The organism is Shewanella sp. POL2, assembly GCF_000282755.1.
Lineage (GTDB): Bacteria > Pseudomonadota > Gammaproteobacteria > Enterobacterales > Shewanellaceae > Shewanella > Shewanella xiamenensis.
Map to the genome: position 1 here is coordinate 1 of NZ_AKZL01000094.1, position 16,104 is coordinate 16,104.

The following is a 16,104-nucleotide window of genomic DNA, read 5'->3' on the forward strand; positions in this document are numbered from 1 at the left end:
CTCTTAATGCAGCGCTACCGTTGCTTATACTTATGCCGTTAATACGACACTCAACTTTAGTTAACTCAATGTTACAGCAAAAATGACAGCGTTGTCATTTACTTTTGAAGCAATTTATAATCAAATGTCAGGCGAAAGAATTGACTGAAAGTGAAAAAGAAAAAGGCTGTATTTTCTTTTAAAATACAGCCAGATACATAACAGATTAATTAACGATTAAGCTTCTGCCTTTGCGGATACCATCAGCAGCAATAGCACGGATCTCAACGGGCGCAGTTACCGCCTGCCCTGCTTGATAGGATTGCCATTGCCCACTCACTTGTCGCCACTCAATCTTAAGTCCTGGATAAGCCACGTTGGCAAACAGTTTACCGTCACGGATCTCGGCACCGACAGTCGGCACTCGGTAATCGATACCTGCCTTATCGAGTTTAATAAACTCCTTATGCCCTAAGGTATTGGCCATTTGCTGCCAAGATTGTGCCTGCGCGTCACGCATTGCCGCAGTAAAGTGCCCAGTGCTTTGGTTATACAATGCACCTTGATATTGGTAAGGCACTTCCCACTCTGCTTGATGCCAAGCACGCTCAGCCAGCATCAATAAACGAGGGAAAATCATGTACTCAACGGTATCGTTGCTGCGAATGGTTTCACTCCACAACTGCCCCTGTAAACCAGCAAAGTTTTTACCTTGCTCCCGTGGTCCAGATTTTTTGCCTTTCTCATCGGTTCTTGCCCTATCGTCGGCTTCGAAAGGCAGATTTTGCAAGTCGGTCCACTGCTCCGCATTCGCCACTAAGTTATCCGGCATAAAGCTAAACACTTTGTGCGCGTTGGTGGCGCGGCTTGCCCAATAATAGCCATGCTCTTTAGGATCGGCTTCGTAGGGAAAATCAAAATAAAGCACTTCAGGATTCGAGAGCACCACATCCCAACCGTTGTTCACTTGCTGATTGGCATGCTCATATCCTTTATAGGCGATCACATCCCAAATATTAGATTGGACTTTAGCTGGCATATAGCTTGGGCGAACATGGCTCATGCCATCACTCCAACCTGCGGCTTCAATGCCTTTTTCCGCCAGTTGATTCGATATCCGCTCAATAAAGTAAGCGCCTAAATCCTCGATAGATTTCACGCCTTTATCGTTATTGGCTACAAAGGATAAACACTCAGGAGATTGCTTCCACGCCCCAGCGGTTTCGTCGGCGCCGATATGGTATCGAGTTAATGGTTGACCCGCGGCTTGGTGTAATTTGGCTATTTCATCAATGACTTTATCGACAAATTGATAGGTCGATTCCATACAGACATTCAGGGTGTTGTCGTTGTAATACTGCACCGAAGAATACACAGTCGTATCAGCCGCATCCGACAACAAATAGGTTTTCGCCTCCGTAGGCTTACCTTGGGCGAGTAATTTACGGTAACGCGCCTCCATGGATTTTATCGCTGCGCGACTATGGCCAGGCATGTCCATCGAAGGGATCACTTGAATTTGGCGGGCATCGGCATATTTGACTATATCGATATAGTCTTGTTTGCTATAGAAACCATTAACGCTCGACTCCGCAACAGGCCCACTGCCAAGCTGCGGTAACAAACAGGTAGTTTCCTCAAGATCGTGGCAACGCTTACTACCAATATCGGTCAGTTCAGGCAGACCATCAATCTCTAAGCGCCAACCTTCATCATCGGCCATATGCAGATGTAATTTGTTGAGTTTGTAAGCCGCCATTTGATCAATCAGCGCAAAAATCATCGCCTTACTGTGGAAATTACGGGCCACATCGATATGCATACCGCGGAATGGATATCTTGGGCTATCTTCAATTGTCATCGCATTTACGCGCAGCTCTTGCACATCAATCAAACTGGCAAGTGACGATAGCGCATAGGAAAATCCTGCCGCATCACCTGCGGCAATCTTGATACCATCGGGTTTGATATCCAGCAGATAACTGCTCTCTGCACCTTGGCGCCAGCTCAATTTCACCACTAAGCCTTGTTCTGACTCTTTAACGCCCAAACGTGCTAAGCGTTCAAGCGCCGCAGCCACTTGCTCGGTTTTAAAAGACTGATTTCCAGCAGATGGACTCAATACTGACGCGACATCCAATGTAATGCCAGAGGTGAGTGATACCGCTTTATCATGAGAATGGATCGCGACTTTTTGCGGCGTGGGAATAATGGTATTGACCGCTAAACTGGCATCTTCACTGACATTTTGGTTATTGCTAAATAGCTGTGATGCGGTCGCAGGCACTAATTTATCCGCATCAGTACGGCGATACTGCTTCACCATATCGGTGTACGCCTCAACATAGGGGCGCACTTCCATCCCCGTTTCAGGATCTTGCTTCACTTGCGTGCTGGCAATCACCACTGGCGATAAATCCCCAGCAACGATGTAATAGTTTGGCATAGCATCGGTTTCGGACAGTTGCCAAAGCTCACCACGGAACCTTAAGGTCTTTTTAACCCCTTTGTTAAAACCGCTGAATGCCTCAGTAGGCGTTATCCGATAAAGATCGCCCTTGACATGAGTGATGGAAAACTCTTTGCCCTCAACCGATTGCACCGGACGCATCTGGCTAAAATAAATCGCCCAGTCGTGACCTTTGAGATCAACGCCAGGGGCAAAATCAATTTCAGCTACAAAACAACGACCTTCAGCGGCGGCTTTGTCACAGTTATTATCGGGTCGGTTAGTGAGCACGCGATAACTCACGCCCAAGGTATCCCCAAACTGCTGCAATTGCGCTTGGGTTAATGACGCAGGCGTGGCGAGCTCGGCTGAGCTTGGCACTGGCACATTCACTGTTTTAGGCGCTTGGCTACAGGCACTTAAACCTAATGCAAATAAAATGGCGGTGGCGGCAATCGTTTTATTCATGATATTCCTTTTCTAGCTTCAGAAATGGCTACAATCTGAAGGAAGTTACTAACGTCCGCAGTCTTTCCCCTTGGTGAAACAGTCGCTCACTCGATTGTGCTAGATGCTCACTATCGAGGGAGGCTGAACCTGAGACATTGGCAAGATCATTTAATGTACGAGAAATCGCTTCGGTGACACAGGTCTGCTCCTGCGCCGCATGGGAAACTTCGATATTCATATTACTGATATTTGAAACTAAATCAGTCACTTTAGATAGAACGAGTTTAATTTCTTCCGAACGGTTGACCCCTTGATTGGAGAGAGTCTGACTCGATTGCATCACATTCACGGTTTCGGCAACTCGGCTCTGCACCTGTTGGATCATTTTTTGGATTTCTCCCGTCGCCTGTTGGGTGCGACTCGCTAAAGAGCGCACTTCATCGGCAACGACGGCAAAACCACGCCCCTGCTCACCCGCTCTGGCAGCTTCAATCGCGGCATTTAACGCCAGCAGATTAGTCTGCTCAGCAATGCTGCTGATCACCACCACAACTTCATCAATACGCTGCGTTTCCTGTTGTAACTGCGACACCGACTGAGCCGAACGTGTTAACTCAGCCGCAAGTTGGCGAGTAATGGCTAAGCCCGAGTCAAACTGACGCTGGCCATCGTCAACCGCCCTATCGGCTTGGGTTGCCGCATCGGCGGTACGTTTAGCATTGATGGCCACTTCATTTGCACTGGCACTCAATTGAGTCACGGCCGTGACCGCGGCTTCGGTTTCTTTAAGCTGAGCTTGCACCCTTTGATTGTTGCTTTGCGACAACGTGCCCAGCGCCTTAGCATCGCCCAATAGCAGACTCGAGGTTTCATGCACCCTTGAAATAGTGCCGTGAATTTGTTCGACAAAGCCGTTGAAAGCATTGGCGAGTTTGCCAATTTCATCTTCAGTTTCAACGGGTAATCGATGACTTAAATCGCCATCACCATTGGCAATCTCTTCTAACGCGGTGACAACCTTATCTAATGGGGTGATCACTAAACGCTTTAAAATAATGAAAATAACGACGAGGCTGCCCGCTAAAATCAACAAAGCCTGTATAAAGTAGCTCAGCAACAACTCGGATAACTGCGCTTTTACGGGCAAAATGGAAAAAGTAATGGTTAAGCGTCCGGTAGGATTACCTTGGTCGCTAAACTGTAACTCTCTTGTTTGTAGATAGTTGACGGCAACTGCCTCGGCTTGTTTATCCTCTGCGAGCAGCTTACCGCGATGATCAACAACGGTAATTTGATAAATTTGTTTAGACTTTAACATGGAAGATAATACAGCCCGGATCTGTTCGTAATCGTAGGTAAAAATCGGCTGTGCCATAGTGACTTGCAGATTAGCGACCGTATTGTCTTCAAAGGCCATTTCACCGCTCATCAGCTTATCGCTCGCCAACCAATAGGACGCCCCAAACAAGGCGCTCACGATCATAAATATCGCCGCAGCTAGCCCAATTTGTACTTTTAAGGCTAAATTTTTCATTATGTTGCACCTTGCACACTAAATAGATCTAACCACAGCTCCTGGCGTTCAATCGGCGTTAGGGGATGTAAATCTGGCGTATCTAAGCGGATAATCACGCGCCGCTCAAACTGCGCATCACGGTAGAGCTGCTCAATCTTAAGTTCACGATTAAACATTTCATCGAAGCTACCGTCGCTAATCATGTACTCAAGCCCCGCTAAGATTGCCTCAGCTAACTCAGGGCGTTTTGGTGAGACAAAAAAATAGGCCGGAGAGCGATATTGCAGCAGGATATGGCTATCAATTTTAAGTGCGGGATCAGGGTGGCTCGCAAGTTCATCGCCGATTTCCTGTGCGCCAAGCGCAAGGTAGTCGAACCGGCCACCTTCTAACATCGGGTATAGATTGGTGTACTGATAGCTCGTTACCAACGGCACACCATTAGCTTCGAGAATGCTCGCATCGGGCCAATAACGGTTTTGCCCAGCGGTTAATTGTTTAAAATCCGCCAATGTTTTTACGTTGGCAAACTTAGCCTCATCACTTTTACGGATAATTAATAATCTGTTACCAAGCAATCCCTTAAACAGTGGGATCCGCACGGGCAGCATGGTTTCCTCAAGCTCTTTGGAAGTCATGCTCCAAAATACGTCAACAGTGCCAGCAAGTGCTTCCTCTGCATTGCGTTTTTGGTTCATCTGCGTCGACATTTGTTCAACTTGATACGGCTTGCCGGAGCGGCGCAGCGCCTCTTTTAGCAGATTAAATTGCCATTGCTGTTGGATGGTGGTCACTATCTTGATAGGAGTGGGATTGCTTGCCGAAGAAGTGCCAGCCGCAAAAGCAGCATTAGTAAGCGCAAACGACGTTGACTCCACAGCGGCTATCGCGGTGAAACTCAACGCACACAGCATAACGCTCGCCCAGAGTCCCAAGACGGACATCAACAAACGCTTAGCAAAAGTCGCCACTACGCTGCAAAGCGGTGTAGCAATATGAATAACCATGAATCGCAGCCTCTTTTATGACTGGAAAATCCAGCGAGTTTTATTTATTAATGCCGCTAACTTGTCTGCTTATCCTAACAAGGTCACTCTACCTAAAAAAATGGCTGGGCACTGTTTACAGTACCCAGCCAACGCTAGTTTCTGGGGAGAGACTATCAAATATTAAAGACAAACGTACCGCCGCCCGACCAGCAATACTTCTGCCAAACACATGAATAAGGAGACCTCATCCTCTTCATGCAGACCTTACTAAACAACGCATCACACAAGCAAATGACAGCGTTGTCATTCATTAAATTACAAAAGAAAGAACAGGATTTCTACATTTTTTTGACAATTAGCTTTATATTTTTAAGAAAGATAAATTTATTCTTTAAATTTCAATTGGTTAAATTTAAATCTATATTTATCAACCTATGTGACAACGCTGTCTTTGACTGATAACATAGGTGCAACAACTCAAACGACACACTCAGTTATCTTAAAAAGATGCTCACATATATCCCTACCTTTAAGCGTAAAAACACCTTCAGCGGCCAATATTATCGGTCGTTAACGGTACTGCTCACTCTGTTAAGCACATGGATAGTTTGGTTTGTTCAATTCGCACAACCATTTGAGTTAATTAAAGAATATGGCAAGTTTATATTTTTAGGAATAACAGGAGCTATCTTTGCTAATTCAACTGGAGCAGGCGGAGGCGTTATTTTCATCCCTGTGTTCTCTAGTTTAGATTTTACCGAAGCTCAAAGTGTCTCGACGTCTTTTATGATCCAGTGTTTTGGCATGACTGCTGGCGCAATTTCATGGTCAAGATACTATCAACGGCATCACCATATGGATAAAACCTGGTGTGGTTTTATTCCATGTATCTTGCTTTGTGCATGCTTTTCAGTACTTGGCCTTTGGAGCAGTGAGTTATGGCAACTAACTTCGCCCTCTTCGCTCCACACCAGTTTTAGCCTTTTCTCTATCGCACTTGGGATAGCAATCATTTTCAGCAGTCAACGCCGCTATCTGCAAAGTAATAGTCTTAAATCCATAGACTATTTTTGTTTAGCGGTTATTGGTTACTTTGGCGGGATCATCACCGCTTGGTTGTCTGTTGGTGTAGGTGAACTGATTGTAATCTATCTGATGTTACGAGGTATCTGCGCCAAGATGGCCGTCGCGGTTGGCGTTGTGGTATCAGCCATAACCGTTTGGTCGGCAAGCCCAATACACGTGTTCTCCGACCACAGTCACGCTTTATATGAATTAGTGCTATTTGCAGGACCCGGTGCAATTATCGGAGGATTGTTAGCCCGCAAGCTGGCGCTATATCTTCCAGTCAAAACCTTAAAACTGTTTTTTGCAAGCTGGATTATTTTGACTGGGAGTGTGATGCTAGCAAACTAAATAGCCTCAATTACAATAGTTCGCTTTAATATTATTAAAACGAACTATATAAAATTGAGTTTATTTTTCCATCACCAAATCAATTAAATTTAATGAGCAAAGGTGTGCGTAAATAGCTGAATAGAAACCTCGTTTAGCAAAATCAAGCAATGTCGTATCGTCTAGCTGCTGCAGTTTTCCTTCGTCAATGGTATATATTCCATCAATATTGGTTTTAGTGCCATCAAGTGTAGTCACTGTTAATGTACGTGGTTGCAACAGTCCATGATTGAGTAACACTTTGATAAAGTACTTTGTCATCTCATGATAACTAGCCTGTAAACTCGCTAATTCAAGTTTTTTTGATAAATAGACCGTTTGATTGCCTGAATCATCAAATAAACGATGCGCTTCATGTTCTGCCACTGATGAATTATTGACATCAACACCTAAGATAACTTTGTCGTTATCTATATAACTCATTACAAAAGGATACAATTGAACTTGAATAGGTAAATAGCGACATTGCCACTGACCGTTTTTGAGCAACTTATTAGTATTAGGCTTAAGTGCAGTAATCGCAATAGAGAGGAACTCACCAGTTTGAGCGTTTTTTGTAAACACGATAGGGAAACTGGTCGCAGCAGACATAAACTCTTGAACCTGAAGAGGGAGCATATGCATAGTCTCAAAAAGGCTGTAATCAACCTTATCCCCAATCGCTAAATTTTTATGACTTGCGTCATTTAAAGGTACAAATTGTGTTTTCATTTTATTTTTCCTTTTTACACATTAAATTAAAGCGCTTAGATAGCTTGCAAGCCATAAGTACAAATCTTATCAATCAATTCTCTATGTTCTGGTAACCCCTCAAACATTTGGCGCTTCACATTCGACATGTTACTCATATAAGCATTCAAATTAGCTTTTGCGACTAAACCTCTATCATGCGGTTGAGTCGGATATTTCATCCCATAAAGAACATATAAGTAATTATCTAAGTTAAACACCTCAAACTTTGAGGGGAAATCCTCTGCAATAGGGCTAAATGACTTCCACATGTTAAGCCGCTCTTTTAACGGCTCAGGAATTGTCTCTTCACGCTGATTATCAAGCCAAAATGCCGAGTCAGTTCTATCTGACAAACAATAATGCAATTTGGCAAATTCGACGACCCTTTCCCATGCATGGTTAACAGTGCGATTAAAACGCATTGACAAGTAATCCACCTCATCTTTATTTGCAGGGAAACGTTCAGCAAGAAATCGAGCAGAAAAGTCCGTTAATAAAATTGAAGTCGCTTCTATGGGTTCTAAAAAGCCCTGTGCCAGCCCTAATGCAACGCAGTTTTTGACCCAAAATTGTTGACGATAGCCGACCTTCATTGGGATTTTGCGATGGGGAATATCGGCGAGTTTACCACCAAGATAACGGTCAAACTTTTGTTCAGCTTCAGTTTGATTCATATGCACAGATGAATACACAAATCCTGTACCGCGGCGCTGGGTAAGTGCAATATCCCAAATCCATCCCGCTTGATGGGCAGTTGCTTTGGTATAAGGAGGAATAACATCAGCTGGCTGGGTCGGAATCTGTGCGACTAATGCCGTATCAATAAAAAGTTGCTGCGCTTTACTGATAAATGGCACTTTTAATGCTTTGGCTAACAAAATAGATTCAAAGCCACTGCAGTCAATATAGAAATCAAAAGATAGATTCCCCCGCTCAGTCTGCAATGACTCGATAGCGCCATCTACACCTAAACACACGTCGTGTACTGTCGTTAAAATATGCTCTACATTAAATTTCTCAATGGCATTTTTTGCGAGTAATTTGGCAAATTTTGCCGCATTGAGATGATAAGCATAACCTAAGATGCCCACATATTCTGGCGTAGTAATGAGCTTTGGTGCTTTAGCCGCTTCGCAAGCTAAATGCTGCGGGGAAATAAAATCGGCAAAATGTCCGCTTTTTTCGGCCAACCAAGTCGATACAGCGTCACCTTGGTGTAAATTAATGATATCGAATAGATGATGATAAAAATTATGCTTGCCGTGACGGGTTTGATCTAACCAGTTCACAAATTTAATAGACTGTTTAAACGTGACATCGCATGTTCGAATAAATTCTGACTCACTAATACCAAAACTCTGTAATGATTTTTTAATCGAAGGCACAGTACCTTCCCCGACACCAATAATAGGAATATCAGGAGATTCAATCACTGAAATAGATAACCCAGAACGCCCCTTCAACGCCCGGCCTAAGTGGTTCGCCGCTAACCAACCTGAAGTACCGCCACCTATAATAGCTATTTTTCTGATTGTCATAACGAGCCTCTAATTTGGAGAAACCTAAGTTTATTATTAAATATATTGATAATAAAAAGCCTAGCGAATGCTAGGCTTTTTAAGCAGCTTATAAAATTAGAAACGTAATGTCATTCCTAGTTTATAACGCGCTTCACCGTCAAAACTCCATGCAGGGTAACCATCTTTCAGTTCTGGTTTTACTTCTGCAGAACCAGGTGCCACACCAAGTTGTACACTGTCTTCTTCCAGTAAGTTAACCACTTCAAAGGTTACACCTAAGTAATCAGTGATATTGTAGCTAGCACTCAAATCCAGCGTGCCATAGGCTTGATGTTCACGGTTACCATAAAAACCAGGAAGCTCACGGATCATGTATTCAGAACGCCAGTTATAGGCTAAGCGTGCACTGAAATCATCCATCTCATAGTAACCGACTAAGTTAACGGTATGCTTTGATGAATCAGAGAATACACTAACTTCATCAGGGTAGTTCACAGCAGGTGCATCTGAATCAGCAAAAGTATAGTTAGCTGAATAACCAAAACCATTTTCAAAAGCATCTTGTAATTGCAACTCAATACCACGAATTACACCACCACTTCCGTTTGTTTTGGTCGATTTAGTCCAATTATCCACCTTAGAATCAGGGTCAACAATTTCAATTTTTTGATTCAAGATTTGGTCTGATGTAACAAATGAACTAATGTCCTTTAAGAAATAGGTTGCAGCTAACAAACCATCAGCACTGAAATACCATTCGATACCTAAATCAGCTTGTGTGGCTTTGAAAGGATTCAGAGCGATGTTGCCAGTATTAACCACTTCATTATTAGCAGTACCATCTGCGTAACCAGCTAATGCTGAAGATGCAAACATATCAGCATAATTAGGACGAGAAATAACCTGAGCAGCAGAAGCACGCAGAATCACATCTGAAGCGAGATCAAAGGCAACGTTTATACTCGGTAGTACATCATCATAATCAGCCGATAGAGTACTTAATTCATCAGCATAAGAACCATCAGCTTTCAATTTATAATAATCTGACGATGCATCAGTCGAAATATAACGTAAACCAAAGTTACCGCGTACGCCTTCAGCATCAAAGTTAGCCATGACGTACATAGCTAAATTCTCTTCGTTAATAGTACCGTATCCAGATTTGTAAACTGTACCATCTGTCGAGAAACCATTGATTGCAGCATAAGCATCATTAATCATCGCATCTAAGTTAGGCTTAGGTAGTGTAAAGCCTGCTCCAGAAGATACGGTTCCAGAATAATAAGCACTTGCATCTTTCTCAGCTAACCCAGCCTTTAAAATTGCAGGTAAGGTTTCTTGGATAACATCATGGTCAGCCCAGCGAAGACCCGTTTTAACAGAACTGATTACCCCTAACTCAACGGGCACAGTGATATCAAACTGTGCATAAGTCTCTTCATCTGAGTTTGGTTGTTTTTTCAAAGACCAACCCGCTGGAGACAGTTTGCCTTTAAAATCTTCTGGTCCAAAATGCTTATTCGCAATATCAATTTTAATGACATCACCAGTAGCATCATAGGTACCAGCATAATCTGCAGCATCGCCTAACCAAAAGCCATAGTTAGACGTAAGTTCAGTACCGCCCTCTGATTTCGTATTACCGACACGGCCTTCGAGTTTATAAGACTCGGCATCGTATTTAAAATCGAAATCAACTGTTTTTGAGTCCATGCTGGCAACACGAGCCCAGGTTTGTGCCCAACCCGGGTTTTCATCTTTGCCATCGCGACGATAAAAAATACAGGTGCCAGATGCATTTTTCTGTTCACATGCAGTTTCTTTATTATCTGGGAACATGGTAAATAAAGAGGTGTTCGCGTTGTTGGCTGACATATCCAGACTCATCAAGTTTAAGCCAAACTCTAAACTTTCTGTTGCCCGATATTGTAGCGCTGCATTAATCGCTGTACGTTCACGCTCCTGTTCAAACGTCGTTGGAACAATTTCCCCCCAACCTAATAGAGACTCAACGCCATTACGTTGATAATTTGTCATCGAATTGGCTGCAGACAACAGTAAACCAAAATTTTCCGCTTCATTCTTCCAACTATATAAGCCGGAAAGCTCAGGATCAGTTTGCTCCGATACCGTTCCATAATCGCCTTTGGCGCTAAGAAAAACAGTATTGGCATCTAAATCCAGTGGCTTGCGAGTTTTTACAATAACAGTGCCACCAATACCACCTTCCGCGATATCAGCTTGAGATGACTTATAAACCTCAATACCACCAACCATTTCTGGCGGTAATAAGCTGTAATTGAAACTGCGATCGATAGCTTGCTGATCATACCAACCTGTAGAGGCTACAGAATGACCATTAAGTAAAGTGCTTGTAAGTTGGCTAGAAGCGCCACGAATAGAGACTTGCTGACCTTGACCGAACTGGCGGTTTACCGCAACCCCTGGGATACGACCTAAAGACTCACCCACGTCACCGTCAGGAAATTTACCAATATCCTCAGCGGTCACAGCATCAACAACAGAATTTGAAAAACGCTTTTCATTAACAGAGGCTTTTAATGAAGCACGCATACCACGCACTTCAATTTTTTCAATATTTTCAGGAGCGGCTGCAGTTGCAGCTGCTTCAGCAGCGACAGCACTGATTGAAACCGCGCTGCCGAGGAGGATAGCAATGTTTGTAGCTAGTACACTTTTCTTAAAGGATGATGGTCGCATCTCGTTTCCCTTCCATAACTTTATTATCGTTTTAGTATTCATAACCATTCCGATGGAATGACAGCGCTGTCATGTCTAGAGCAAACATTACACAATAATTAACAGCCTTGCCACAACAAAATAACTCTGGACGAAAAAAAATGTCATAACACTGACCTTGACAGGATAGAATCTGAATATATTTAAGTAAAAATAATCACTTAAATAATTTGATGTAAAATTACAACTTATAACGGAGTGTTAACAGTTGAAAAATGCCGCAGTTTGTAACAAATGAGCATTGCTATACGGCATAAATGCTCGCACTATAAGCAACATAATAAAAAGTTAACTGACAACGCTGTCGGCTTGTAAATTACGCTTAAAGGATTGAGGTTCATCAATCTGCTAGCCCTTCGCAAATTCGAATAAAGAGTTTTTAGATCAATGAAAGTCACTATCAACGACGTCGCTAAATATGCTGGAGTGTCAATCAAGACAGTTTCCCGCGTAACCAATAATGAGCCATCGGTGAAACAAGCCACGATTGATAAAGTGAACGAGGCCATTAAAGCATTAAATTATCAGCCCAATCTTGCCGCAAGAAATCTGGCAGGGACAAAATCCTATGCTATTGGTTTTATTTATGATAATCCTAATGCGTATTACATTATTGATATGCAGAATGGGATTTTATCGGCATGTAAAGATAAAGGCTACGAGCTTGTTATCCACCCTTGTAATGCTAAATCTGACACAATTTGTGATGAGCTGACTCAGCTTGTTAAACATTCGAGGCTCGCAGGTTTAGTGCTAACACCGCCACTTTCAGAAGATCCAAAAGTACTGAAATCTCTCAACGAGATCGATGCAAATTATGTCCGCATTATTGCAGGGGAAGGAGTTAAAGAGCCAGATGGGCTCACCATTTTAGTGAATGACAAGTCGGGGGCGGTTGAAATAACCCAGCATTTGATTGATTTGGGCCATAAAAATATCGCTTTTATAAGTGGTGATTTGCACCACGAATCCACGAAAGAACGATTACTTGGCTATAAACAAGCATTAACAAAAAACCATCTAATTCTGAATGAGGATTACATAATTGAAGGGAAATACTCATTTGAATCGGGGGTCGAAGGCGCAAATATCCTGATTAAACTTAAAAATCGTCCTACTGCGATTGTTGCTTGTAACGACGAAATTGCAGCAGGAGCACTTTTTGCCGCACGTTTAGCAGGGCTTGATATTCCTGGTGACTTGTCGATTGTAGGATTCGAAGATAGCCCATTTTCACGCCAAACTTGGCCGAAGCTTACCACTGTTCATCAACCCAATTCTGAAATTGCCCAAGTTGCGACAGAACTGTTAATCGATAAACGTCGTGAGCTAGATGCTAAATTTGCAAAAACATTTACCCCAGAGCCGGTTATCCGCGATTCTTCTGCCTCACCTAAACACTAGGATATATTGATGTTTTAGACTTATATTCGTAGTGTATGATGCAAAAGTGGCGCATTGTCGTTGTAGTACGTAAACGGATTTTCTAGTAGCAGTAATATCAAATCCAATATCGAAAAATGCCATACTAAAAACACGAGAGAGCATAGCTCACTCGTGTTTATACCATTAGTGTAATTTCAGCTTTGGTCTTTGCCACTTGAGTAGCTTTTGTGCGATGCGATAAATAATCGCAGAGAACCAGCCATATAGGCTTGCTAAATGCCTTTGATATAAAGAGATGTACATCAGCCTTGCGATATGGCCTTCAACGAAGAAAGTGCCAGAGCGTAGATTCCCCATTAAATTACCCACGGCCGAAAAGCGGCTTAATGAAACTAAGGAACCATAATCTTTATAGACAAAAGCCTTTTCAGCCTTATTTTGTAGCCGGTTCACAATATTCTCATATAGCGTATCTGCCATCTGAGCAGCAGCTTGAGCGCGTGGCGGAACAGGTTGACCAGACTCGAGAATTAATAGCGCGCAATCCCCAATGGCATAAATATCTTGATGGCCTTTCACCCGCATACAAGCATCAACTTCGACTTGGTTTCGCGGCGTAATAGGCAGTTTAGAAAAATTTCGGAAGGCTTTTGGACCTTTAACGCCAGCCGCCCAAACCTTTAGGCCTGCCTCAATCACATCACCATCTTGAGTGATGAAGCCATCACGCGTCACTTCCTTTACCTGCACCCCGATGTGTAAACGAATACCGATTTTATCAAGTACGGCTTGGGCTCTAGCACTTACACGCTCTGGTAGTTGGGGAAGAATTTTGGGAGAGGCTTCAATAAGATGCACATCAAGATGATGTTTTGAGATATTAAGGTAACCATATTCTTTAACTGATTCAATCACATGATGAAGTTCAGCGGCTAACTCAACGCCTGTTGCACCTGCGCCAACAATGCCTATACTGACTTTCTCTTGTGTTTCATTGAGTTGTAACAAGGCATCCAAGAGCTTTTGATGAAATAAGTTAGCGTTATCTAAACTATCGAGAAAAATACAATGTTGCTCCGCTCCTAGGGTATTAAAGCTATTGGATACTCCACCTAAGGCCAGAACTAAATAATCATATTCAATCTGACGAGGTTCAAGCAATAATTCTCCTGAATCACTATATACAGCAGCAAGCTGAATAGTCTTTGCATCTGGTTCACACTGCTCAATTTCACCACGAATATAACGATATCCATTTTTAAGGCCATGATCTCTGTAAAGTAATCCCTCAATCGACTGATCGATAACCCCCACAGCAACTTCGTGTAATTTTGGCTTCCAGATATGAATAGGGCTTTTATCAATTAAGCAGACATCGACGACATCACCACCGCCCAACTTACGGCCTAATTTTGAGGCCAGCGCTAAACCTGCAGCTCCACCGCCCACAATCACGATTCGTTTCGTAGCCAAAATAACAACCTCACAAGCTCATTTAAGTGGCTAAGTTATACCATGGAACAGATAAGAGATAACTACTTTAGTCTAACTAAGCAGACCATTTTACATTAAAGATATTTCAGAAATCGAACGACTTAATGAGCTACATGATAAAATTTAGGCAACAAAAAAGGGCCCTCAGGCCCTAATTTTAAAAGAATAGATTTAAACCGCTTCTTCGTTTTCTTCCCCAGTTCGAATCCGGATAACCCGCTCAACATCTGTCACAAATATTTTGCCATCACCAATCTTACCAGTACGTGCAGTTTCAACAATCACATCTATAGCTTGATCAACGAGATCATCTTGGATCACAAGCTCAATTTTTACTTTTGGCAAAAAATCAACCATATACTCAGCACCACGATAAAGCTCCGTATGTCCTTTCTGACGACCGAAACCTTTGACTTCGAGCACAGTCATTCCCGTGATCCCAATCTCAGCAAGTGACTCGCGCACATCATCTAATTTAAAAGGCTTAATAATGGCTTCAACTTTCTTCATCAAACATTCCTCAGCACTTGCTTACAGATAATCAAACAGAATAACACTAGCTTACACGTGGTTAAGGCATTATTGAAGCATCGGCATCGCTTTACTCATAAAACACAGTTTCTATAAAACGGTTCTTAGCACATAAAAATCTAAAAATTACATCGCAGATCCTAGCCTGACATTTATACTTGGAGTTAGCTGTTGATGTTTAAAACCGCCTGCTGGACGCGGGACACTTATGACAAAGGAACTGTTATGAATACCCATCAAAATGGTTTTAGCCTGATAGAACTATTCACCACTTTATCCATATCAACACTTCTCCTTACGATTGGGGCTCCAGCGTATACTGACATAACTGACCATTTTAGAGCAGATTCGAATATAAAAACTGTTCAACAAACATTCGCATTTGCACGTAACACCGCAATAAACTACGGATATAGGGTAACTGCTTGTCCTCTCGTTAATGGACAGTGCACTGATAACTGGCAGCAAGGTATCTCAGTTTTTACTGACTCAGGTGCAGCTGAAACACTTGATTTAAATGATAAAGTGATAATGATTATTGATGAATTCGATAGCAAAGATTTTATAAAGTACAACCGTAACTCTGTAAGATTTCAGCCAGATGGGCTTGCATCAGGCAGTAACGGAACCTTTAAATATTGCCCACGAACAATAGATAACAAAAATTCTAAAGCAATAGTGGTCAATCAAGCGGGACGAGTTCGCTTATCTACGGCAAAAAATATTGACTGTAAATAAATGCATATTGATAAATATGCTAGTACACAGTCCATTGAATACTGCCAAGTTGTTAACGCTCTGCCACAGTATTGAGGTGCAGAGTATAGCTTTCTCTATACTGGA

11 protein-coding genes are annotated in these 16,104 nt (G+C 42.6%); 3 read left to right on the forward strand and 8 right to left on the reverse strand.

What is annotated here, in order from left to right:
- Window positions 1–205: 205 nt before the first annotated feature.
- The 3 genes from SHEWPOL2_RS18635 to SHEWPOL2_RS18645 are packed head-to-tail and all read right to left on the reverse strand — an operon-like array spanning window position 206 to window position 5,401.
- Window positions 206–2,896 (reverse strand): family 20 glycosylhydrolase, encoded by a 2,691-nt coding sequence (locus SHEWPOL2_RS18635; RefSeq protein ID WP_037430596.1) that lies wholly within the window; start codon window positions 2,894–2,896, stop codon window positions 206–208.
- A 28-nt stretch (window positions 2,897–2,924) separates the two neighbouring features.
- Window positions 2,925–4,412: a methyl-accepting chemotaxis protein gene (locus tag SHEWPOL2_RS18640; protein ID WP_037430598.1), complete on the reverse strand. Its 1,488-nt coding sequence runs from the start codon at window positions 4,410–4,412 to the stop codon at window positions 2,925–2,927.
- Window positions 4,412–5,401: a transporter substrate-binding domain-containing protein gene (locus tag SHEWPOL2_RS18645; RefSeq protein ID WP_037430600.1), complete on the reverse strand. Its 990-nt coding sequence runs from the start codon at window positions 5,399–5,401 to the stop codon at window positions 4,412–4,414. The genes SHEWPOL2_RS18640 and SHEWPOL2_RS18645 overlap by 1 nt, the downstream gene beginning before the upstream one ends.
- A gap of 489 nt (window positions 5,402–5,890) precedes the next feature.
- On the opposite strand from SHEWPOL2_RS18645, the gene SHEWPOL2_RS18655 reads away from it, so the two are divergent.
- The gene (locus SHEWPOL2_RS18655) at window positions 5,891–6,799 is read left to right on the forward strand and encodes a sulfite exporter TauE/SafE family protein (protein WP_037430603.1); all 909 of its coding nucleotides are present in this window, start codon (window positions 5,891–5,893) and stop codon (window positions 6,797–6,799) included.
- A gap of 60 nt (window positions 6,800–6,859) precedes the next feature.
- On the opposite strand, the gene SHEWPOL2_RS18660 is transcribed toward SHEWPOL2_RS18655, so the two are convergent.
- From SHEWPOL2_RS18660 to SHEWPOL2_RS18670, 3 genes are all read right to left on the reverse strand, one after another.
- Window positions 6,860–7,549 (reverse strand): SapC family protein, encoded by a 690-nt coding sequence (locus SHEWPOL2_RS18660; RefSeq protein WP_037430606.1) that lies wholly within the window; start codon window positions 7,547–7,549, stop codon window positions 6,860–6,862.
- A gap of 35 nt (window positions 7,550–7,584) precedes the next feature.
- Window positions 7,585–9,108, reverse strand: coding sequence for a tryptophan halogenase family protein (locus tag SHEWPOL2_RS18665; protein WP_037430607.1), 1,524 nt, complete (start codon window positions 9,106–9,108; stop codon window positions 7,585–7,587).
- Window positions 9,109–9,204: 96 nt separating this feature from the next.
- Window positions 9,205–11,811, reverse strand: coding sequence for a TonB-dependent receptor (locus SHEWPOL2_RS18670; RefSeq protein WP_037430608.1), 2,607 nt, complete (start codon window positions 11,809–11,811; stop codon window positions 9,205–9,207).
- A 426-nt stretch (window positions 11,812–12,237) separates the two neighbouring features.
- Between SHEWPOL2_RS18670 and SHEWPOL2_RS18675 the strand changes: the two genes are divergently transcribed.
- Window positions 12,238–13,254 carry a LacI family DNA-binding transcriptional regulator gene (locus tag SHEWPOL2_RS18675; RefSeq protein ID WP_037421020.1) on the forward strand — a complete coding sequence of 339 codons (1,017 nt, stop codon included), beginning with the start codon at window positions 12,238–12,240 and terminating at the stop codon, window positions 13,252–13,254.
- A gap of 165 nt (window positions 13,255–13,419) precedes the next feature.
- Here SHEWPOL2_RS18675 and SHEWPOL2_RS18680 read toward each other — a convergent pair whose 3' ends face one another.
- Both SHEWPOL2_RS18680 and glnB read right to left on the reverse strand, forming a co-directional pair.
- Window positions 13,420–14,709 carry an NAD(P)/FAD-dependent oxidoreductase gene (locus SHEWPOL2_RS18680; RefSeq protein WP_037421015.1) on the reverse strand — a complete coding sequence of 430 codons (1,290 nt, stop codon included), beginning with the start codon at window positions 14,707–14,709 and terminating at the stop codon, window positions 13,420–13,422.
- A gap of 192 nt (window positions 14,710–14,901) precedes the next feature.
- Complete coding sequence (gene glnB, locus SHEWPOL2_RS18685; RefSeq protein ID WP_011073353.1) at window positions 14,902–15,240, reverse strand: nitrogen regulatory protein P-II; 339 nt, start codon at window positions 15,238–15,240, stop codon at window positions 14,902–14,904.
- Window positions 15,241–15,486: 246 nt separating this feature from the next.
- On the opposite strand from glnB, the gene SHEWPOL2_RS18690 reads away from it, so the two are divergent.
- The gene (locus tag SHEWPOL2_RS18690; RefSeq protein ID WP_037430609.1) at window positions 15,487–15,999 is read left to right on the forward strand and encodes a GspH/FimT family pseudopilin; all 513 of its coding nucleotides are present in this window, start codon (window positions 15,487–15,489) and stop codon (window positions 15,997–15,999) included.
- The last annotated feature ends 105 nt before the right edge of the window (window positions 16,000–16,104 follow it).

What these genes read in the sequence shown, in the direction of transcription:
- SHEWPOL2_RS18655 (WP_037430603.1), top strand. Translation starts at nt 5,891, where the DNA reads ATGCTCACATATATCCCTACCTTTAAGCGTAAAAACACCTTCAGCGGC.
- glnB (WP_011073353.1), bottom strand. Translation starts at nt 15,240, where the DNA reads ATGAAGAAAGTTGAAGCCATTATTAAGCCTTTTAAATTAGATGATGTG.
- SHEWPOL2_RS18660 (WP_037430606.1), bottom strand. Translation starts at nt 7,549, where the DNA reads ATGAAAACACAATTTGTACCTTTAAATGACGCAAGTCATAAAAATTTA.
- SHEWPOL2_RS18670 (WP_037430608.1), bottom strand. Translation starts at nt 11,811, where the DNA reads ATGCGACCATCATCCTTTAAGAAAAGTGTACTAGCTACAAACATTGCT.
- SHEWPOL2_RS18635 (WP_037430596.1), bottom strand. Translation starts at nt 2,896, where the DNA reads ATGAATAAAACGATTGCCGCCACCGCCATTTTATTTGCATTAGGTTTA.
- SHEWPOL2_RS18645 (WP_037430600.1), bottom strand. Translation starts at nt 5,401, where the DNA reads ATGGTTATTCATATTGCTACACCGCTTTGCAGCGTAGTGGCGACTTTT.
- SHEWPOL2_RS18675 (WP_037421020.1), top strand. Translation starts at nt 12,238, where the DNA reads ATGAAAGTCACTATCAACGACGTCGCTAAATATGCTGGAGTGTCAATC.
- SHEWPOL2_RS18640 (WP_037430598.1), bottom strand. Translation starts at nt 4,412, where the DNA reads ATGAAAAATTTAGCCTTAAAAGTACAAATTGGGCTAGCTGCGGCGATA.
- SHEWPOL2_RS18665 (WP_037430607.1), bottom strand. Translation starts at nt 9,108, where the DNA reads ATGACAATCAGAAAAATAGCTATTATAGGTGGCGGTACTTCAGGTTGG.
- SHEWPOL2_RS18690 (WP_037430609.1), top strand. Translation starts at nt 15,487, where the DNA reads ATGAATACCCATCAAAATGGTTTTAGCCTGATAGAACTATTCACCACT.